The sequence below is a fragment of the Streptomyces pactum genome (genome assembly GCF_002005225.1).
In the GTDB taxonomy this organism is placed as follows: domain Bacteria; phylum Actinomycetota; class Actinomycetes; order Streptomycetales; family Streptomycetaceae; genus Streptomyces; species Streptomyces pactum_A.
In genome coordinates this window covers 1,106,108-1,128,498 of record NZ_CP019724.1, presented here as the reverse complement: position 1 = coordinate 1,128,498, position 22,391 = coordinate 1,106,108, and the positions used below count along the sequence as shown (strand labels likewise).

General features: G+C 68.9%; 3 protein-coding genes. All 3 read right to left on the bottom strand.

Annotated elements, in window-relative coordinates; genetic code table 11:
- Nucleotides 1-14: 14 nt before the first annotated feature.
- The 3 genes from B1H29_RS37935 to B1H29_RS38770 are packed head-to-tail and all read right to left on the bottom strand — an operon-like array spanning nt 15 to nt 22,391.
- Nucleotides 15-164, bottom strand: a complete 150-nt coding sequence (locus tag B1H29_RS37935; protein ID WP_159027776.1) for a hypothetical protein — start codon at nt 162-164, stop codon at nt 15-17.
- Nucleotides 161-12,073, bottom strand: coding sequence for a type I polyketide synthase (locus B1H29_RS39825; RefSeq protein WP_159027775.1), 11,913 nt, complete (start codon nt 12,071-12,073; stop codon nt 161-163). The genes B1H29_RS37935 and B1H29_RS39825 overlap by 4 nt, the downstream gene beginning before the upstream one ends.
- On the bottom strand, nt 12,066-22,391 hold the full coding sequence (locus B1H29_RS38770; RefSeq protein ID WP_159027774.1) for a type I polyketide synthase: 10,326 nt from the start codon (nt 22,389-22,391) through the stop codon (nt 12,066-12,068). Before B1H29_RS38770 ends, B1H29_RS39825 begins: the two co-directional genes overlap by 8 nt.

Sequence of the window (22,391 nt, the reverse complement as noted above, 5' to 3'; positions counted from 1 at the left end):
AATGCCTCCCGTGCTCACTGCGGAACCTCTTCCTTCAGGGCGTCGGACTTCAGGGCGTCGGGCTTGAGGGCGTTGGGCTTGAGGGCGTCGGACTTCAGGGCGCCGGCCGGACGTCTCGTGCTCCGCCGCACCGGCCGCGACGCGGAGCTAACCCGGTGGGTCACAGCGTCAGCACCTCTGTCTCGGAGTCGTCCAGACCGGCGTCGTCGCCCGCGAGTACGCTGCGCAGCGCGAGCTGACGGCAGACGAACTCGGCGATGTCCCAGGCGGTTCCCCCGCCGAACAGCAGGTCCGAGGGCACATCGGCGGAGTAGTCCGTGAGCAGCCGGCTGCGCAGCCGCACCGTCGTCAACGAGTCCAGCCCCAGCACGTTCAGACGCGTCCCGGCGAAGGTGCCGCGCAGCGCGTCGCGCTCCGCGTCGGCCAGTCCGAGGAGGAGCGCCACACTCCCGAGCAGCTCACCGAGAACCACCTCGCGGGCCCGCTCGGGATCGGTCCCCACCAGCGCGGCCAGTTCGTCGGCCGAGGTCGTGGCGACTCCCCCCACCGCGCGCCCGCCCCGCGGACGCAGGGTGTCCAGAACGGTGTACGGCACCGAGCGCGCTGCGACGGCCGCGTACCGGTGCCAGTCCATGCGGGCCAGACCCAGATGCGCCGAGGTGCCGGCCCCGAGGCGCGTGAACGCGTCGAAAGCCTGCCGCGGATCCATCGCGTCCACACCGGTCGCGGCCAGGCCCTCCAACGAGCCCCCGCGAGCCGCCATGCCGACCTCGGCCCACGCGCCCCAGCCCACGCTCAGCGCGGCCAGTCCCAAGCTCCTGCGGTGGACGGCAAAGGCGTCGAGGACCGTGTTCGCCAGGACGTAACCCGCCTGTCCCGGGGCGCCGGTCAGCGACGTCATGGAGGAGAACAGAACGAAGGCGTCCGGCTCCTGCCCGGCCCGCGCGCACTCCTGGTGTAGATGCCAGGCACCTCGGACCTTGGGATCGAGGACCTGCTCGACGCGCGGCCACGTCAGCTTGTCGAGCACCGCGTCATCCGTGACCCCGGCCAGATGGAAGACCCCGTGCAACGGCGCCGACTCCCACCGCACGGACGAGAAGAGCCGCGCCACGTCGTCCCGGCGCGTCACATCGGCCTGCCGCAGCTCGACCCGCACCCCGCTCGCGCGCAGCGCCAAGACCTCGGCCGGCACCTCGCCGTCACCGGGCACGCGACGTCCCACCAGGAGCAGCGACCGCGCCCCCTGCCGGGCCAGCCACCCCGCGACCTCAAGACCCAGACCACCCAGGCCACCCGTGACCAGATACGTGCCGTCGGGCCGTACGGTGACGGGCGGCCGGCCGCCCGGCAGTTCGCGCTCCGTGAGCCGCGCCTCGTACCAGCGCCCGCCGCGGACCGCCAGATGCCCGGCCCCCGGAAGCAGGGCCACACGCTCCAGCGTCTCCTCGAGCGACCGTGGGGGATCGGCGGGATGGGCGTCGACCTGGACGCACTTGATGTCGGGGTGATCAGAGATCACGGCCCGCGCGACGCCGGTGAGTACGGACTGCGCGAGCGCTGGACGGCCTGCCTCGCCGGGCACCGCCGCAGCGCCCGCCGAGCGGATGACGACGTGCGGTCGGTCCTCCGCGTGAGCCCGGAGGAAGTGCTTGAGGAGAAGGAAGGAGTGCCGGGCGAGCCGGTAGATCCCGTCCACTCCGTCCCCGTCCACTCCGTCCCCGTGCACTTCGTCCCTGTCCGCTCCGTCCCCGTTCTCGTTCTCCTGCGGACCGGGCCCGCTCGCCGCCGCGAGGGACGCCGCGTCCAGCACGAGCCCCGCGAGCTGTGGCCGAGCCTCGCCGTCGCGCGAAGACAGCGCTTCGAGCGCACTGGTCACGCGTTCCCCGAAGAACTGGTCCAGATCGAGTTCCGACTCCGGGTCCACGGGCAGGAGGGCCCGATCGTCGCTCTCCGAGGCGAAGCGTCCGTGCCAGGTGACCGGACCGTCCGCAGCGGCCGACGCGCCGCCATGTCCGTCACCGTGGCCGGCACCGATGACCAGCCACTCACCGGCTGCCTCCGCCGCTGAGCCGTCCACCGGCGACGGCGGCGCGAACGGCTGCCACTCGATCTCGTACCGACGAGGACGGGTGACGGCCATGCCGCGCAGCGCGTCGACGGAGACCGTACGGAACCGAAGTCCCTCGACCGTCACCAGTACCTCGCCGGAGTCCGCCACCAGGTCCAGGTCCATCGAGCACTCGCCGGACGCGCCGATTCCGTGCCAGCGTGCGTGACCCCACACCCGCGAGGGCAGCGCCCCGTGCACGGCGACGCGGTCGAGGCCCACGGGAAGGCGAAGTATCTCCTCGCCCTCCGTGAACATCGCGACGACGTGGAAACACGCGTCCAGCACCACCGGATGCAGCGTGTACGCCCCCGAGTCACGCCCGGCCTCCTCGACCTCGACCAGCGCGAGCGCCTCGGCGTCGCCCCGGCGCAGCACCTGCTTGAGGCCGCGGAAGGCGGAACCGTACTCGACGCCGATGTGCCACAGGCGCTCGTAGAAGCCGTCCGTGTCCACCGTCCGCATCTCGTCGCGCAGCGAGTCGAGGTCCACGCGCGGTAGGGAGGAGCGGGCGCCGCGCGAAGCGCGGCCGACCGTCATGTGCTCGGTCCACCGCCCGTCCCGGCCGCCGTCGACCGTCTCGTCGGGCCGGCCGAAGCAGCGGACCCGGTACCCGTCTCCCTCGGCCACGACGGAGGCCTGCACCTTGACGGGAACGTCGGCACCGAAGTGCAGGAACTCGTTGAAGGTGACGTCCTCCAAAAGCAGCCCGGAGACCTCCTCACCGGCGACGGCGCGCATTCCGGCGACGGCCCACTCCAGCATCGCGGCAGCGGGCAGCACGACGGTGCCGACAAGCTGGTGCTGCTCCAGGAACCAGGGCCTCGCGGTCTCCAAGACCTGGGAGAAGCGGTGCTCTTGGGTGTCAGCCAGGTCGAGGGCGTTCCCAAGGAGGGGGTGGCTGTTGGGGGTTGCGGTGGTTGTTGTGGGTGGGGTGAGCCAGTGGGTGTGGTGTTGGAAGGGGTAGGTGGGCAGTTTCGCCGTGCTGCTGCTGCGGTTGGGGCTGGTGTGGGTGGTGGTGGGCCAGGTGGTGGTGTGGCCGGTGGTGTGGAGGTGGGCGAGGGTGGTGTGGAGGTGGTGTTGGTCGTTGTGGTTGCGGTGGAGGGTGGTGTGGGTGGGGGTGTGGGGTGGTGTGTGGGGGGTGAGGGTGGGGTGGGGGGTGATTTCGAGGTAGGTGGTGTGGGGTGGGGTGTGGGTGAGGGCTTGGTGGAGTTGGACGGGTTGGCGGATGTGTTGGGTCCAGTGGGTGGGGTGGGTGAGTTCGGTGGTGGTGGGTTGTCCGGTGAGGGTGGAGATGATGGGGATGGTGGGTGGGTGGTAGGTGAGTTGTTGTGCGGTGTGGTGGAAGGTTTCGAGGGTGGGGTTCATGTGGGGGGAGTGGAAGGCGTGGGTGGTGTGGAGGGGGGTGGTTTTGATGCCGTGGGTGGTGAGGTCGTGTTGGAGGGTGGTGAGGTTGGTGTGGGTGTCGGCGAGGATGTGGTTGGTGGGGCTGTTGTAGGCGGCGATGGTGGTGGTGGGGTGGTTGGTGAGGTGGGGGGTGAGGTTGGTGAGTGTGGTGTGGGCGGCGAGCATGCCGGTGGTGTGGTTGGGGAGTTGGTGCATGAGGCGGGCGCGGGTGGTGATGAGGGTGGCGGCGTCGGTGAGGGTGAGGATGCCGGCGGCGTGGGCGGCGGTGATTTCGCCGATGGAGTGTCCGATGAGGTAGTCGGGGGTGAGTCCGAGGTCGCGGAGTTGGTGGTAGAGGGCGGTGGTGAGGGCGAAGAGGGCGGGTTGGGTGTAGTCGGTGCGGGTGAGGAGTTGGGCTTGGGGGGTGTCGGGTTGGGCGAGGATGATGTCGCGTAGGGGGTGTTCGAGGTGTTCGTCGAGGGCGCGGCAGGTGTCGTCGAGTGCGTCGGTGAAGACGGGGAGGCGGTTGTAGAGGCCGCGTCCCATGCCGGGGTACTGGCAGCCCTGTCCGGGGAAGAGGAAGGCGAGTTTCCTGGCTGGTGTGGGGGTCTGGCCGGTGGTGAGCAGCGTGTGTGGAGAGTTTTCGGCGAGGGCGGTGAGCGCTGCCAGCGCCTGGTCTCGGTCGGTAGCGGTGATGACGGCGCGGTGTTCGAAGACGGCGCGGGTGGCGAGTGTGGTGGCTGTTTGTGGGAGGCCGAGGTCGGGGTGGTCGGTGAGGTGGTCGCGTAGTTGGGTGGCTTGGGCGCGCAGCGCTGGTGCGGACTTGGCGGAGAGGGGCAGGGCGACGAGGGTTTTGTCGTCCTGTGGGGGTGTGGTGGGTTCGTCGGTGTGTGGCGGGGTGGGTTTGTCGGTGTGTGTGGGGGTGGGGGCTTGTTGGAGGATGAGGTGGGCGTTGGTTCCGCTGACGCCGAAGGCTGAGACTGCGGCGTTGCGGGGGCGGTTGTGTGTGGGCCAGGGGGTGGGTTGGGTGAGGAGGGTGATGTGGCCGGTGGTCCAGTTGATGTGGGGTGAGGGGTTGTGTGCGTGGAGGGTGGGGGGGAGGTGGTCGTGGTTGAGGGCTTGGACCATTTTGATGATGCCGGCGATGCCTGCGGCGGCTTGGGTGTGGCCGATGTTGGTTTTGAGTGAGCCGAGGTAGAGGGGGTGTTGGGGGGTGTGGTGTTGTCCGTAGGTGTTGAGGAGTGCGTGGGCTTCGATGGGGTCGCCGAGGGTGGTGCCGGTGCCGTGGGCTTCGACGGCGTCGATTTGGTCGGGGGTGAGGTGGGCGTTGGTGAGGGCTTGGTGGATGACGCGTTCTTGGGCGGGGCCGTTGGGTGCGGTGAGTCCGTTGCTGGCGCCGTCCTGGTTGACGGCGGATCCGGGGATGAGGGCGAGGATGGTGCGGCCTTGTGCTTGGGCGTCGCTGAGGCGTTGGAGGATGATGATGCCGGCGCCTTCGGACCAGCCGGTGCCGTCGGCTTCGGCGGCGAAGGCTTTGCAGCGGCCGTCGGGGGCGAGGCCGCCTTGGCGGCTGAATTCGAGGAAGGTTTCGGGGGTGGCCATGATGGTGGCGCCGCCGGCGAGGGCGAGGGTGCATTCGTTGTTGCGGAGGGCTTGGCAGGCGAGGTGGACGGCGACGAGGGAGGAGGAGCAGGCGGTGTCGATGGTGAGGGCGGGTCCGTGGAGGCCGAGGGTGTAGGCGATGCGGCCGGAGGCGACGGCGGGGGCGGTGCCGGTCAGGAGGTAGCCCTCGAGTTCGGTGTCGCCGTGGGTGCCGTAGTGGTTGGGGGAGAGGCCGGTGAAGACGCCGGTGGGGGTGCCGGCCAGGGTGTGGGGGTCGAGTCGGGCGTCTTCGAGTGCTTCCCAGGCGGTTTCCAGGAGGAGTCGTTGCTGGGGGTCCATGGCTTTGGCTTCGCGGGGGGAGATGTTGAAGAACGCGGCGTCGAAGGCGCCGGCGTCGTGGAGGAATCCGCCGTAACGGGTGGCTGAGGTGCCGGGTTTCCTCTCGGTGTCGCCGGTGTGACCGGTGTTGCCGGTGGTGTCGAACAGTTTGTCGAGGTTCCAGCCGCGGTTGGTGGGGAAGGCGGTGATGGCTTCGTGGCCTTGGGTGATGAGGTGCCAGAGTGCGTCGGGTGAGGTGATGTTTCCGGGGAAGCGGCAGCCCATGCCGACGATGGCGATGGGGTCGTCGGTGGTGGTTGTGGTGGTGGGTTTGTCGTGGGTGGCTTTTTGGTTGGTGTGGGGGGTGAGTTGTTGGTTGAGGTGGGTGGTGAGGGCGTGGGGTGTGGGGTGGTCGAAGGCGAGGGTGGTGGGGAGGTGGAGTCCGGTGGTGTGGGTGAGGTGGTTGCGGAGCTGGACGGTGGTGAGGGAGTCGAAGCCGAGTTGTTTGAAGGGCTGGTGGGGATCGATGTGGTGGGGATCGGGGTGAGCGAGGACGGTGGCGATGGTGGTGCGGACGAGGTTGAGGAGGTGTTCGAGGCGTTCTTGTTCGTTGAGCCCCGTCAAGCGGGTCTTCAGGGAGGAGCCGTCTCCCGCGGCTCCCTCACCGGCCGACCGGGTACGTACCGCCGGTGCGCGTACGAGACCGCGAAGCAGCGTGGGCAGCGTGCCGTTCCGCGACTGGGTGAGAAGGGCGGGCGTGCCGACCCGGGCGAGCACGGGGGCGGATTCGGATGTGACGAGGGCGGCATCCAGCAGGGCGAGCGCTTCCTCGGTCGCGAGCGGAGGGAAGCCCGACCGTGTGATCCGTGCGATGTCGGTCTCCGCGAGATGGCCGGTCATGCCGCTGTGCTCGGCCCACAGACCCCAGGCAAGGCTCGTCGCGGGCAGCCCGAGCGCCCGTCGGTGCTGGGCGAGTGCGTCCAGGTAGGCGTTGGCGGCGGCGTAGTTGGCCTGCCCGGGAGCGCCGAGCGTGCCGGAGAGCGAGGAGTAGAGGACGAAGGCGTCCAGATCGAGGTGGCGGGTGGCCCGGTGGAGGTTCCAGGCGGCATCGGCCTTCGGTCGCAGCACCGTTCGGAACTGTTCGGCGGTGAGGGCGGTGACCGTGGCGTCCTCGATGGCCCCGGCTGTATGGATGACGGCCCGCAGTGGGTGTTCGGCGGGAACAGCGGCCATGAGCGCGTCGACTGCCGCGGGGTCGGCCATGTCGCAGGCGACGATGTCGACATGTGCGCCCATTGCCCGCAGGTCCGTGGCCAGGTCGGCGGCGCTTTCGGACCGGGGGCCGGACCGGCTGGCGAGGAGGAGGCGGCGTACCCCGTGTTCGGTGGCCAGGTGCCGGGCGGTCAGCGCGCCGAGGACACCGGTGCCGCCCGTGATGAGGACGGTACCGTCGGTTCCCGGCGGCACGGAGAAGGTCAGGACGACCTTGCCGATGTGCCGGGCCTGGCTGAGATGGCGCAGCGCCTCACGGGCCTGGTTGGCCCCGAAGGTGTTGACGCGGGGCGGCAGCAGCACCCCTGTGTCGAACAGAGGGGCCATCTCGTGCAGGAGTGCACCGATCCGTTCTGGTGCGGTTCGCGTCAGGTCGTACACGCGGTAGTCGACGCCGGGGTGCGACGTGGCGACCTCACTCGCGTCACGGATGTCGGTCTTGCCCATCTCGATGAACCGGCCGCCGTCGGCGAGCAGCCGCAGTGACGCGTCAACGGCCTCGTCGGCGAGGGAGTTGAGGACTATGTCGACGCCTCGCCCTCCGGTGCGCTCGCGGAACACGTCCTCGAACTCCAGGGTGCGGGACGACGCGATGTGCGCGGCGTCGACACCGAGTTCGTGAAGAGCGTGCCACTTGGGTTCGCTCGCCGTCGCGTACACCTCGACGCCCCAGTGCCTGGCCAGATGCAGTGCCGCGGTTCCGACGCCGCCGGTCGCGGTGTGCACGAGCATCGATTCCCCGGCACGGACATGGCCCTTGAGCGCTTCGTACGCCGTGAGGTACGCGACCGGTGCGGCGGCGGCCTGGGTGAACGACCAACTGTCGGGCATCCGCACGAGCAGGTCCCGTTCCGTGACCGAGACGGGGCCGATTCCCTGGGAGAACATGCCCATCACCCGGTCGCCAGGCGCGAGATCCTCCACGGCCCGGCCCACCTCGGTCACGATGCCGGCACCCTCACCGATGACGCCCTCCTGGCCCGGGACCATGTCCAACGTCACCAGCACGTCCCGGAAATTGAGCCCGGCGGCCCGTACCGACACCCGGACCGAACCGGCGGCGAGTGGGGCGACGGCCTGCTCGTAGGGAACCATCTCGACGCCCTCGAACGTGCCTTTGCGGGTCAGGTCGAGCCGCCACGCGGCCGCGTCGGCGGGCGGGGTGAGTTGTGGGGTGGGGAGGCGGGTGAGTCGGGGTGTGTGGATGTGGCCTTGGCGGATGGCGAGTTGGGGTTCGTGGTGGGTGTGGCTGTGGTGGAGGGCGTGGGGGAGTGTGGTGGGTGTGTCGGGGTCGGTGTCGAGGTCGATGAGGGTGATGCGGTGGGGGTGTTCGGTTTGGGCGGTGCGGATGAGTCCCCAGAGTGTGGCGTGGGTGGGGTTGGGGTTGTCGTGGGGGGTGATGGGGACTGCGTGGTGTGTGGTGAGGGTGAGGTGGGTGTGGGCGTTGCGTTCGTCGGTGAGCCAGTGTTGGAGGAGGTTGAGGGTGTCGGTGAGGGTCTGGTGGTTGGTGGGGTGTTGGTCTTGGTTTTGGGGTGTGTCGGGGTTGGTGAGGTGGATGAGGAGGTGGGGTGGTGTGGGGGTTGGCTGGTTGAGGGCTTGGGTGAGGGTGAGTTGGGTGAAGTCGGGGGTGGCGGTGGTGTCGGGGGTTTCGGTGGGGAGTGGTCGGCGTATCCAGCGCACGTGATGCAGTGGCGCGGGCTGGGCGGCGGCCGACTGCGGCAGCAGGGTGAGACCGCTGACGGTCGTGTGTGGTGTGCCGTCGGCGTGACTGGTCACCAGCGTGAGCGTTTGTGGTCCGGTCCTGGTGAGACGGACCCGGAGAGAGGCGGGGGCGGCCGGTCCGCCGTGGTGCGTGATGCCCCGGAAGGCATAGGGCAGTGCCGTTTCGGTACCGTCGCCGCGGTCCGGGTGCAGGGCGAGAGCGTGCAGCGCGGCGTCGAGCAGCGCGGGATGGGTGCGGTAGCCCCCGGCGGCGGTGTTCGACGGCAGGGCGACGTCGGCGTACACGTCGTCACCGTCCTGCCACGCGGCCGTGATTCCCTGGAAGACGGGCCCGTAGTGGTAGCCGCGCCCGGCGAGTTCGTCGTAGAGGGCGCTCGTGTCGAGCGGGACGGATCCGGCCGGCGGCCAGACCCCCGTCAGGTCGGCGGAAGGGGCCGCCTCCGAAAGGGGATGCGGGGCCAGGACGGCGTCGGCGTGATGGGTCCACTCGTCGTGGTCGTGCGGGCGCGAATGCAGGACGAGCTTGCGCAGACCGCTCTCGTCCGGTTCCTCGGCCAGGAGATACAGGTCGTACGACGTGTCGTCGGCGAGCCGCAGCGGGGCGTGCAGCGTCAGTTCGTGCACGTACGGACAGGCCAGATGAGCACCGGCATGCAGCGCGAGGTCGACGACGCCGGTGGCGGGGAGCAGTGCCGTGTCGTGCACGGCGTGATCGGCGAGCCAAGGGTGGGTCGACAAGGATATCTGCCCGGTGAAGACCGTCGCGCGCTGATCGGGCAGGTCGAGCATGGCGCCGAGCAGAGGGTGACCGGCTGCCGTCTGGCCGAGCGCGGTGGCGGACGCGTCGGCCGACAGGGGCGGCGTCAACCAGTACGAGTCCCGCTGGAAGGCGTAGGTCGGCAGCTTCGTGCCCCGGCCCCGCGCGGGAGTGATGGGCCAGTCGAGAGTGTGATGGTGGGTGTGGAGCTGCGCTCGTGCGGTGAGGAGTGCCTGGTGGTCGCCCTGGTTGCGGTGCAGCGTGCCCGTGACGAGCGGCGTGATGCCGTCCGGCGAGTCGACGGCATGCCGGTCGGCGGTGTCCTGGACGGCCGGCGTCAGTACCGGGTGGGGGCTGATCTCGAGGAAAGTGTGGTGACCGGTGTCGAGAAGCTCGTGGAGGGTCTCCTGGAGCCGGACGGTCTGGCGGAGATTCCGCCACCAGTAGGCGGGCGTGAGCTCGCGGGTGTCGAGCGGGCCGGCGGTGACGGTGGAGTGGAAGGGAATCTCACCGGGGAGGGGCGTGACGGCGGCCAGGGCCTGGTGGAGTTCGTCGTGGAGCGCGTCGACGTGATGGGAATGAGAGGCGTAACTGACGTTGATCTTGCGTGCTTCGACGTCCCGCTTCGCGCAGTGGTCGAGGAACTCCTCCAGGGCGGAGGCGTCACCGGCGATGACGGTGTGGGCGGGGCCGTTGACGGCCGCGACTGTGAGCTGCTCGCGCCAGGGATCGAGGAGTCCTTGGACCTTCTCGGCGGCAAGGGGCAGTGATGCCATGCCGCCCTGTCCCTCCAGGGTGGTGAGCGCCTGGCTGCGCAGGGCGACGATTCTGGCCGCGTCCGCCAGGGACAGGGCCCCGGCGATGTGGGCGGCGGCGATCTCCCCCTGGGAGTGACCGATGACCGCGTGGGGGCGGACGCCCGAGTCCTGCCAGTGGCGGGCCAGGGCGACCATGACAGCGAAGAGCACGGGCTGGACGACGTCGACGCGGTCGAGACCGGGCGCGTCGGGATGCTCTTCGAGCACCTGGAGGAGAGACCAGTCGAGGTAGGGAGAGAGAGCATCCTCGCACTCCTCGATGCCGCGCCTGAAGCCGTCGGAGGTGGCGAGCAACTCCCGGGTCATACCCGGATACTGCGAACCCTGCCCGGGAAAGACGAACACCACTTTGCCCGTGCCGGCCTCTCCAGGACCGCTCGTGGCCTTCCCGGTGGTCAGCAGCGCGTGTGGAGAACCCTCGGCGAGGGCGGTGAGCGCTGCCAGCGCCTGGTCTCGGTCGGTAGCGGTGATGACGGCGCGGTGTTCGAAGACGGCGCGGGTGGCGAGTGTGGTGGCTGTTTGTGGGAGGCCGAGGTCGGGGTGGTCGGTGAGGTGGCGGCGGAGTCGGTCGGCCTGGGCTGTGAGCGCGGTGGGGGTTTTGGCGGAGAGGGGCAGGGCGACGAGGGATGTGTCGTCCTGCGGGGGTGTGGTGGGTTCGTCGGTGTGTGGCGGGGTGGGTTTGTTGTCGGGTGGGGGTGTGGGGGTGGGGGCTTGTTGGAGGATGAGGTGGGCGTTGGTTCCGCTGACGCCGAAGGCTGAGACTGCGGCGTTGCGGGGGCGGTTGTGTGTGGGCCAGGGGGTGGGTTGGGTGAGGAGGGTGATGTGGCCGGTGGTCCAGTTGATGTGGGGTGAGGGGTTGTGTGCGTGGAGGGTGGGGGGGAGGTGGTCGTGGTTGAGGGCTTGGACCATTTTGATGATGCCGGCGATGCCTGCGGCGGCTTGGGTGTGGCCGATGTTGGTTTTGAGTGAGCCGAGGTAGAGGGGGTGTTGGGGGGTGTGGTGTTGTCCGTAGGTGTTGAGGAGTGCGTGGGCTTCGATGGGGTCGCCGAGGGTGGTGCCGGTGCCGTGGGCTTCGACGGCGTCGATCTGGTCGGGGGTGAGGTGGGCGTTGGTGAGGGCTTGGTGGATGACGCGTTCCTGGGCGGGGCCGTTGGGTGCGGTCAGTCGGCTACTGGCACCGTCCTGGTTCACCGCGGACCCGGGGATGACGGCGAGGATGGTCCGTCCCTGCGCCTGGGCGTCGCTGAGACGCTGCAGCACGATCAACCCCACGCCTTCGGCCCAGCCGGTGCCGTCGGCTTCGGCGGCGAAGGCTTTGCAGCGGCCGTCGGGGGCGAGGCCGCCCTGGCGGCTGAATTCCAGGAAGACGGCGGGCGTGGGAAGCACGGCTGCTCCGCCGGCCAGTGCCATCTCGCATTCGCCGTTGCGGATGGCCTGGCAGGCGAGATGCACGGCGACCAGTGACGACGAACACGCGGTGTCCACGGTCATGGTCGGCCCCTGGAGCCCGAGGGTGTACGCGATCCGCCCCGACGCCACACTCCCCGAACTCCCGGACATCAGATACCCCTGGTACTCCTCAGGAGCATGCGTCACCCGAGGGCCGTAATCGTGCGCTGAAACCCCCGTGTACACCCCGGTATTACTGTCCGCCATGGAATACGGATCGACACCGGAATCCTCCAGAGCCTCCCATGCCACCTCAAGCAGCAGACGTTGCTGCGGGTCCATCGCCTGCGCCTCGCGGTGGGAGATGTTGAAGAATTCGGCGTCGAACTGATCGGCGTCGTGCAGGAAGCCACCGGAACGCGTGTAAGAAGTGCCGGGGTGCTCCGGATCGGGGTGGTAGAGGGCGGACAGGTCCCAGCCACGATTGGTCGGGAAGTCGGAGATGGCGTCCCGGCCTTGTGCGACCAGGTTCCACAGCTCCTGCGGTGAACTCACCCCACCGGGCAAGCGGCACGCCATGCCCACGATCGCAATGGGCTCATGGGCACTGTCCGTCACGTCCTGCAGGCGCTGACGCGTCTGATACAGATCCGCAGTAACCCGTTTGAGGTACTCAACGAGCTTCTTTTCATCAGTCATGGGAACCCGCCTCACCGGAGTCATGAAGGGTGTCACTGAATTCTCGGTCGATGAACTGGAAGACCTCTTCGGCGGACGCCGAAACGAGTGTGTCCGCCAGTCGCCCGCTGCTGTCATCGCGCCCGTCGTCGAACTGCTTCAACATCGCCTGAAGCTGTTCCTTCACCTCGGCGCGCAACCGGCCGTTCCCTGCGGAAACCGAGAAGAGAGAAGAATCCAGGCGGCGCAACTCACCCAGGACGTCCGTCCGCTCCCCGTCGCCACTGTCGGCGAGCCGGCCGTCGAGATGGCGCGCCAGAGCAGAGGGCGTGGGGTGATCGAAGATGAGTGTCGCCGGCAGTTGTAGCCCGCTCAGCCGGCTCAGGACGTTGCGCAACTCGATCGTGGACAGCGAGTCGAGGCCCAGGTCGAGGAAACCCGACCGCGCGGGAACATCGGACAGGTCCGAGTACGCGAGGATCGACGCCGTGGTGCGTCGGACGAGGTCGAGCAGCCGCTCCTGCCGCTCGGCCGCGTTGAGACCGGCGAGCTGGTCCCTGAGTGAGTTCGCGGCGGGGGCCGACTCCGCCGGTGCCCCTGCACCCTGGGTGCGTCGTACGGTACGGGGAGCCAACTCGGTGAGGATCGGGGGGAGGCTCCCGACGTCGGCCCGGGCGCGCAGCGCGGCTGTGTCGAGCGCGGTGCCGATGAGCAGTGGATGGTCCGGCCCGGTCAGCGCGGCATCCAGCATGGCCAGCCCTTGCTCGGCCGTCATCGCCGGGAATCCCGTACGTGCGATGCGCGCCGCGTCGGTCTCGCTCAACAGCCCGGCCATGCCGTCGGTGTCGGCCCACGGCCCCCAGGCGAGGCTGGTGGCGGGGAGTCCTTGGTGGTGTCGGTGGTGGGCGAGGGCGTCGAGGTAGGCGTTGGCGGCGGCGTAGTTGGCCTGCCCCGGGGAGCCGACGGTGGCCGCGAGGGAGGAGTAGAGGACGAAGGCGTCGAGGTCGAGGTCGCGGGTGGCCTGGTGGAGGTTCCAGGCCGCGTCGGCCTTGGGGCGCAGGACGGCTTCCAGCTCACGCGCCGACAGCGACGTGCAGGTGGAGTCCTCGACGACACCGGCGATGTGTACGACGGCGCTCAGCGGATGCCGTTCGGGGAGGTCGTGCAGCAGTGCGTCGACGGCTCCGCGATCGGCGACGTCGCACGCCGAGACGGTCACCTCGGCACCCAGTTCCTCCAGTTCCCGGCGGAGTCGTGAGGCATGAGGGGCATCGGGCCCGCTGCGGCTGACGAGGAGGAGGCGGCGCACGCCGTGCCGGGTGACGAGATGCCGGGCGGTGTGGGTCCCGAGCGCCCCGGTGCCGCCGGTGATCAGGACGGTGCCTTCCGGGTTCCAGGTCGGATCCGTGCCGGTGAGTTGTGGGGTGGGGAGGCGGGTGAGTCGGGGTGTGTGGATGTGGCCTTGGCGGATGGCGAGTTGGGGTTCGTGGTGGGTGTGGCTGTGGTGGAGGGCGTGGGGGAGTGTGGTGGGTGTGTCGGGGTGGGTGTCGAGGTCGATGAGGGTGATGCGGTGGGGGTGTTCGGTTTGGGCGGTGCGGATGAGTCCCCAGAGTGTGGCGTGGGTGGGGTTGGGGTTGTCGTGGGGGGTGATGGGGACTGCGTGGTGTGTGGTGAGGGTGAGGTGGGTGTGGGCGTTGCGTTCGTCGGTGAGCCAGTGTTGGAGGAGGTTGAGGGTGTCGGTGAGGGTCTGGTGGTTGGTGGGGTGTTGGTCTTGGTTTTGGGGTGTGTCGGGGTTGGTGAGGTGGATGAGGAGGTGGGGTGGTGTGGGGGTTGGCTGGTTGAGGGCTTGGGTGAGGGTGAGTTGGGTGAAGTCGGGGGTGGCGGTGGTGTCGGGGGTTTCGGTGGGGTGTGGCCGGTGTATCCAGCGCACGTGATGCAGTGGCGCGGGCACGGAAGGCCCCTGGGGACGCAATGTCAGGGTGTCAATGGTCGCGACCGGCGCTCCGGTTGAGTCCGCCGCGGTGAGCGTGAGGGCATGGGCTCCGGTACGGCTGAGCCGGACTCGGAGGGCCGTGGCACCGGTGGTGTGCAGGGCGAGGCCCTCGAAGCTGTACGGCAACGAAGTCTGCTTCGTGGCCGTCTCGTCGGAATGCAGGACGAGGGGGTGGAGCGCGGCGTCGAGCAGCGCGGGGTGGACTCCGTAGCCGTCAGTACTCACGCCGGTGCCGGTGCCGGTGCCGGGGTCCGTGACCGACGGCAGGGCGACCTCGGCGTACACGTCGTCGCCGTCCCGCCACGCGGCCGTGAGCCCTCGAAAGAGGGGCCCGTAGTGGTAGCCGCTTCGGGAGAGTTCGTCATATGTGGTCGTCACATCAATGGGCGTGGCTCCGGCGGGCGGCCAGGCGGTCCAGGCGTCGGTTCCGTCGAGGGTGCCGACTGCGTCGGCCGCCTGGGCGGCGAGGGTGGCGGACGCGTGGTGGGTCCACTCGTCGTGTTCGGACGCACGGGAATGAACGGTCAGTGCGCAGGCGGCGTCCTCCTCGGACCGTACAGCGGTGAGGCGCAGGTCGCGCGCGGTGTCACCGGACAGAGCAAGCGGGCTGTGCAGGGTCAGCTCGCTGACGACGGGGCAGCCGAGATGGTCCCCCGCGTGCAGGGCGAGATCGACGACAGCGGTTGCCGGCAGCAGCACGGTTCCCTGGATCGTGTGGTCGGCCAGCCATGGGTGGGTGTCGAGTGAAATCTGACCGGTGAACACGGTGGTGCTCTGCTCGGGCAGGTCGAGGACAGCGCCGAGGAACGGGTGGTGGGCTGCTCCCTGACCGAGGGCGGTGGCAGTGGCAGAAGCGGTGGTTGTTGTGGGTGGGGTGAGCCAGTGGGTGTGGTGTTGGAAGGGGTAGGTGGGCAGTTTCGCCGTGCTGCTGCTGCGGTTGGGGCTGGTGTGGGTGGTGGTGGGCCAGGTGGTGGTGTGGCCGGTGGTGTGGAGGTGGGCGAGGGTGGTGTGGAGGTGGTGTTGGTCGTTGTGGTTGCGGTGGAGGGTGGTGTGGGTGGGGGTGTGGGGTGGTGTGTGGGGGGTGAGGGTGGGGTGGGGGGTGATTTCGAGGTAGGTGGTGTGGGGTGGGGTGTGGGTGAGGGCTTGGTGGAGTTGGACGGGTTGGCGGATGTGTTGGGTCCAGTGGGTGGGGTGGGTGAGTTCGGTGGTGGTGGGTTGTCCGGTGAGGGTGGAGATGATGGGGATGGTGGGTGGGTGGTAGGTGAGTTGTTGTGCGGTGTGGTGGAAGGTTTCGAGGGTGGGGTTCATGTGGGGGGAGTGGAAGGCGTGGGTGGTGTGGAGGGGGGTGGTTTTGATGCCGTGGGTGGTGAGGTCGTGTTGGAGGGTGGTGAGGTTGGTGTGGGTGTCGGCGAGGATGTGGTTGGTGGGGCTGTTGTAGGCGGCGATGGTGGTGGTGGGGTGGTTGGTGAGGTGGGGGGTGAGGTTGGTGAGTGTGGTGTGGGCGGCGAGCATGCCGGTGGTGTGGTTGGGGAGTTGGTGCATGAGGCGGGCGCGGGTGGTGATGAGGGTGGCGGCGTCGGTGAGGGTGAGGATGCCGGCGGCGTGGGCGGCGGTGATTTCGCCGATGGAGTGTCCGATGAGGTAGTCGGGGGTGAGTCCGAGGTCGCGGAGTTGGTGGTAGAGGGCGGTGGTGAGGGCGAAGAGGGCGGGTTGGGTGTAGTCGGTGCGGGTGAGGAGTTGGGCTTGGGGGGTGTCGGGTTGGGCGAGGATGATGTCGCGTAGGGGGTGTTCGAGGTGTTCGTCGAGGGCGCGGCAGGTGTCGTCGAGGGCGTCGGTGAAGACGGGGAGGCGGTTGTAGAGGCCGCGTCCCATGCCGGGGTACTGGCAGCCCTGTCCGGGGAAGAGGAAGGCGAGTTTCCTGGCTGGTGTGGGGGTCTGGCCGGTGGTGAGCAGCGTGTGTGGAGAGTTCTCGGCGAGGGCGGTGAGCGCTGCCAGCGCCTGGTCTCGGTCGGTAGCGGTGATGACGGCGCGGTGTTCGAAGACGGCGCGGGTGGCGAGTGTGGTGGCTGTTTGTGGGAGGCCGAGGTCGGGGTGGTCGGTGAGGTGGTCGCGTAGTTGGGTGGCTTGGGCGCGCAGCGCTGGTGCGGACTTGGCGGAGAGGGGCAGGGCGACGAGGGATGTGTCGTCCTGCGGGGGTGTGGTGGGTTCGTCGGTGTGTGGGGGTGTGGTGGGTTCGTCGGTGTGTGGCGGGGTGGGTTTGTCGGTGTGTGTGGGGGTGGGGGCTTGTTGGAGGATGAGGTGGGCGTTGGTTCCGCTGACGCCGAAGGCTGAGACTGCGGCGTTGCGGGGGCGGTTGTGTGTGGGCCAGGGGGTGGGTTGGGTGAGGAGGGTGATGTGGCCGGTGGTCCAGTTGATGTGGGGTGAGGGGTTGTGTGCGTGGAGGGTGGGGGGGAGGTGGTCGTGGTTGAGGGCTTGGACCATTTTGATGATGCCGGCGATGCCTGCGGCGGCTTGGGTGTGGCCGATGTTGGTTTTGAGTGAGCCGAGGTAGAGGGGGTGTTGGGGGGTGTGGTGTTGTCCGTAGGTGTTGAGGAGTGCGTGGGCTTCGATGGGGTCGCCGAGGGTGGTGCCGGTGCCGTGGGCTTCGACGGCGTCGATTTGGTCGGGGGTGAGGTGGGCGTTGGTGAGGGCTTGGTGGATGACGCGTTCTTGGGCGGGGCCGTTGGGTGCGGTGAGTCCGTTGCTGGCGCCGTCCTGGTTGACGGCGGATCCGGGGATGAGGGCGAGGATGGTGCGGCCTTGTGCTTGGGCGTCGCTGAGGCGTTGGAGGATGATGATGCCGGCGCCTTCGGACCAGCCGGTGCCGTCGGCTTCGGCGGCGAAGGCTTTGCAGCGGCCGTCGGGGGCGAGGCCGCCTTGGCGGCTGAATTCGAGGAAGGTTTCGGGGGTGGCCATGATGGTGGCGCCGCCGGCGAGGGCGAGGGTGCATTCGTTGTTGCGGAGGGCTTGGCAGGCGAGGTGGACGGCGACGAGGGAGGAGGAGCAGGCGGTGTCGATGGTGAGGGCGGGTCCGTGGAGGCCGAGGGTGTAGGCGATGCGGCCGGAGGCGACGGCGGGGGCGGTGCCGGTCAGGAGGTAGCCCTCGAGTTCGGTGTCGCCGTGGGTGCCGTAGTGGTTGGGGGAGAGGCCGGTGAAGACGCCGGTGGGGGTGCCGGCCAGGGTGTGGGGGTCGAGTCGGGCGTCTTCGAGTGCTTCCCAGGCGGTTTCCAGGAGGAGTCGTTGCTGGGGGTCCATGGCTTTGGCTTCGCGGGGGGAGATGTTGAAGAACGCGGCGTCGAAGGCGCCGGCGTCGTGGAGGAATCCGCCGTAACGGGTGGCTGAGGTACCGGGTTTCCTCTCGGTGTCGCCGGTGTGACCGGTGTTGCCGGTGGTGTCGAACAGTTTGTCGAGGTTCCAGCCGCGGTTGGTGGGGAAGGCGGTGATGGCTTCGTGGCCTTGGGTGATGAGGTGCCAGAGTGCGTCGGGTGAGGTGATGTTTCCGGGGAAGCGGCAGCCCATGCCGACGATGGCGATGGGGTCGTCGGTGGTGGTTGTGGTGGTGGGTTTGTCGTGGGTGGCTTTTTGGTTGGTGTGGGGGGTGAGTTGTTGGTTGAGGTGGGTGGTGAGGGCGTGGGGTGTGGGGTGGTCGAAGGCGAGGGTGGTGGGGAGGTGGAGTCCGGTGGTGTGGGTGAGGTGGTTGCGGAGCTGGACGGTGGTGAGGGAGTCGAAGCCGAGTTGTTTGAAGGGTTGGTGGGGGTCGATGTGGTGGGGGTCGGGGTGGGCGAGGACGGTGGCGATGGTGGTGCGGACGAGGTTGAGGAGGTGTTCGAGGCGTTCTTGTTCGTTGAGCCCCGTCAAGCGGGTCTTCAGGGAGGAGCCGTCTCCCGCGGCTTTCTCACCGGCCGACCGGGTACGTACCGCCGGTGTGGGGGTGAGGTGGTGGAGGAGTGGGGGGAGGGTGTTGTTGTGGGCTTGGGTGGTGAGGGTGGTGGTGTTGAGGTGGGTGGCGGTGGTGGTGGGGTGGTGGGTGGTGAGTGCGGTGTCGAGGAGGTGGAGTGCGTTGGTGGTGGTGAGGGGTGGGAATCCGGTGCGGGTGGTGTGTTTGCGGGTGGTGGTGTTGAGGTGGCGGATCATGCCGTTGGTGTCGGTCCAGGGGCCCCAGGCGAGGCTGGTGGCGGGGAGTCCTTGGTGGTGTCGGTGGTGGGCAAGGGCGTCGAGGTAGGCGTTGGCGGCGGCGTAGTTGGCCTGTCCGGGTGAGGCGAGGGTGGCGGCGAGGGAGGAGTAGAGGATGAAGGCGTCGAGGTTGAGGTGGCGGGTGGCGTGGTGGAGGTTCCAGGCGGCGTCGACTTTGGGGCGTAGGACGGTGTGGAGTTGTTGGGGGGTGAGTTCGAGGAGGGGGGCCATGTCGATGAGGCCTGCGGTGTGGATGACGGCTGTGAGTGGGTGTGTGTCGGGGAGGGTGGTGAGGAGGTGGGTGAGGGCGTGGGGGTCGGCGATGTCGCAGGCGGCGAGTGTGACGTCGGCTCCGAGGGTTTGTAGTTCTGTGGTGAGTTGATGGGCTCCTGGGGCGTTGGGGCCGGTGCGGCTGGCGAGGAGGAGGTGGCGTACGCCGTGCTGGGTGATGAGGTGGCGTGCGGTGTGTGCGGCGAGTGTTCCGGTGCCGCCGGTGATGAGGACGGTGCCTTGTGGGTTCCAGGTGGGGGGTGGTGTGGTGGGGGTGTGGGTGTGGCGGAGGGCGGGTGTGTGGATGTGGCCTTGGCGGATGGCGAGTTGGGGTTGGTGGTGGGTGTGGGCGTGGTGGAGGGCGTGGGGGAGTGTGGTGGGTGTGTCGGGGTGGGTGTCGAGGTCGATGAGGGTGATGCGGTGGGGGTGTTCGGTCTGGGCGGTGCGGATGAGGGCGGTGGTGGCGGCGTGGGTGAGGTGGGGGTCTTCGTCGGGGGTGACGGTGACGGCTTGGTGGGTGAGGAGGACGAGGTGGGTGTGGGTGGTGCGTTCGTCGGCGAGCCAGGTCTGTAGGAGGTGGAGGGTGGCGGTGAGGGTGTTGTGGGTGTCGGTGGTGGGGTCGGTGGGTGTGGTGGTGGGTGTGGGGAGTGGGCAGATGAGGGTGTCGGGGGCGGTGGTTGCGTTGTCCAGGGCGTGGGTGAGGTCGGTGAGGGTGCGGTAGTGGTTGGCGGTGGGGACCAGTCCGCTGAGGACACGGTGGCCGGCATCGGGTGCATCGGGTGCATCGGACACGCCCAGTCCGTCAGGCCCAGCCTGCCCGTCATCCTGCCCGTCCGGTTCATCCGCCCTGTCTGCCTTGTCCGGCCTGTGCGGCTCGTCTGGCGCAACCGGTGTGTCAGGTGTGTCGAAGGGGTTGGTCAGGAGTGCGGTGTGGGCGGGCAGTGCCGCGGTGGTGTGGGGGGTGGGGTGCTCGTCCCAGGTGAGGTGAAGCAGTGCCGGACCGTTCTCACGTGCAGCAGCGGTCCGGGGCGGGCTCAGCCAGTAGGTGTCGCGCTGGAAGGGGTAGGTGGGCAGTTTCGCCGTGCTGCTGGTGGTGGTGGTGTGGGTGTGGGTGGTGGTGGGCCAGGTGGTGGTGTGGCCGGTGGTGTGGAGGTGGGCGAGGGTGGTGTGGAGGTGGTGTTGGTCGTTGTGGTTGCGGTGGAGGGTGGTGTGGGTGGGGGTGTGGGGTGGTGTGTGGGGGGTGAGGGTGGGGTGGGGGGTGATTTCGAGGTAGGTGGTGTGGGGTGGGGTGTGGGTGAGGGCTTGGTGGAGTTGGACGGGTTGGCGGATGTGTTGGGTCCAGTGGGTGGGGTGGGTGAGTTCGGTGGTGGTGGGTTGTCCGGTGAGGGTGGAGATGATGGGGATGGTGGGTGGGTGGTAGGTGAGTTGTTGTGCGGTGTGGTGGAAGGTTTCGAGGGTGGGGTTCATGTGGGGGGAGTGGAAGGCGTGGGTGGTGTGGAGGGGGGTGGTTTTGATGCCGTGGGTGGTGAGGTCGTGTTGGAGGGTGGTGAGGTTGGTGTGGGTGTCGGCGAGGATGTGGTTGGTGGGGCTGTTGTAGGCGGCGATGGTGGTGGTGGGGTGGTTGGTGAGGTGGGGGGTGAGGTTGGTGAGTGTGGTGTGGGCGGCGAGCATGCCGGTGGTGTGGTTGGGGAGTTGGTGCATGAGGCGGGCGCGGGTGGTGATGAGGGTGGCGGCGTCGGTGAGGGTGAGGATGCCGGCGGCGTGGGCGGCGGTGATTTCGCCGATGGAGTGTCCGATGAGGTAGTCGGGGGTGAGTCCGAGGTCGCGGAGTTGGTGGTAGAGGGCGGTGGTGAGGGCGAAGAGGGCGGGTTGGGTGTAGTCGGTGCGGGTGAGGAGTTGGGCTTGGGGGGTGTCGGGTTGGGCGAGGATGATGTCGCGTAGGGGGTGTTCGAGGTGTTCGTCGAGGGCGCGGCAGGTGTCGTCGAGGGCGTCGGTGAAGACGGGGAGGCGGTTGTAGAGGCCGCGTCCCATGCCGGGGTACTGGCAGCCCTGTCCGGGGAAGAGGAAGGCGAGTTTCCTGGCTGGTGTGGGGGTCTGGCCGGTGGTGAGGGCGACGTGGGGGGTTGAGTCGGCCAGTGCGTGCAGGGCGTCGAGGGCCTGGGCCCGGTCGTGGGTGGTGATGACGGCGCGGTGTTCGAAGACGGCGCGGGTGGCGAGTGTGGTTGCTGTTTGTGGGAGGCCGAGGTCGGGGTGGTCGGTGAGGTGGTCGCCTAGTTGGGTGGCTTGGGCGCGCAGCGCTGGTGCGGACTTGGCGGAGAGGGGCAGGACGACGAGGGTTTTGTCGTCCTGCGGGGGTGTGGTGGGTTCGTCGGTGTGTGGGGGTGTGGGGGCTTGTTGGAGGATGAGGTGGGCGTTGGTTCCGCTGACGCCGAAGGCTGAGACTGCGGCGTTGCGGGGGCGGTTGTGTGTGGGCCAGGGGGTGGGTTGGGTGAGGAGGGTGATGTGGCCGGTGGTCCAGTTGATGTGGGGTGAGGGGTTGTGTGCGTGGAGGGTGGGGGGGAGGTGGTCGTGGTTGAGGGCTTGGACCATTTTGATGATGCCGGCGATGCCTGCGGCGGCTTGGGTGTGGCCGATGTTGGTTTTGAGTGAGCCGAGGTAGAGGGGGTGTTGGGGGGTGTGGTGTTGTCCGTAGGTGTTGAGGAGTGCGTGGGCTTCGATGGGGTCGCCGAGGGTGGTGCCGGTGCCGTGGGCTTCGACGGCGTCGATTTGGTCGGGGGTGAGGTGGGCGTTGGTGAGGGCTTGGTGGATGACGCGTTCTTGGGCGGGGCCGTTGGGTGCGGTGAGTCCGTTGCTGGCGCCGTCCTGGTTGACGGCGGATCCGGGGATGAGGGCGAGGATGGTGCGGCCTTGTGCTTGGGCGTCGCTGAGGCGTTGGAGGACGATGATGCCGGCGCCTTCGGACCAGCCGGTGCCGTCGGCTTCGGCGGCGAAGGCTTTGCAGCGGCCGTCGGGGGCGAGGCCGCCTTGGCGGCTGAATTCGAGGAAGGTTTCGGGGGTGGCCATGATGGTGGCGCCGCCGGCGAGGGCGAGGGTGCATTCGTTGTTGCGGAGGGCTTGGCAGGCGAGGTGGACGGCGACGAGGGAGGAGGAGCAGGCGGTGTCGATGGTGAGGGCGGGTCCGTGGAGGCCGAGGGTGTAGGCGATGCGGCCGGAGGCGACGGCGGGGGCGGTGCCGGTCAGGAGGTAGCCCTCGAGTTCGGTGTCGCCGTGGGTGCCGTAGTGGTTGGGGGAGAGGCCGGTGAAGACGCCGGTGGGGGTGCCGGCCAGGGTGTGGGGGTCGAGTCGGGCGTCTTCGAGTGCTTCCCAGGCGGTTTCCAGGAGGAGTCGTTGCTGGGGGTCCATGGCTTTGGCTTCGCGGGGGGAGATGTTGAAGAACGCGGCGTCGAAGGCGCCGGCGTCGTGGAGGAACCCGCCGTAACGGGTGGCTGAGGTACCGGGTCGGCTGCCCCCACTCGGATTACCGTCGTCGGTCCGCCCGTCATCGCCGTCACTGGCGCCTTCGTCGGCGCTCTCATCCTCCCGGCTCCGGGCGCCTGCATCGACGTGCGTGCTGTCCTGGTCGAACAGCGCGTCCAGGTCCCAGCCACGGTTCGTCGGGAAGTCGCTGATCGCGTCCCGGCCCTGAACGACGACCTCCCAGAGCGTCGCAGGGGAGGTGATGCCTCCGGGATAGCGACAGCCCATGCCGACGATCGCGATCGGTTCACGAGCGGTCTCTTCCACCTCCTGCAAACGCCGGCGAGCCTGGCGCAGATCCGTGGTCGCCCGCTTGAGATAGGTCCGGAGCGTGTCTTCGCCTGCCAC

Bases quoted from the DNA above. Each gene is read 5' to 3' on its own strand.
- B1H29_RS39825 (WP_159027775.1), bottom strand. From the start codon at position 12,073: ATGACTGATGAAAAGAAGCTCGTTGAGTACCTCAAACGGGTTACTGCG.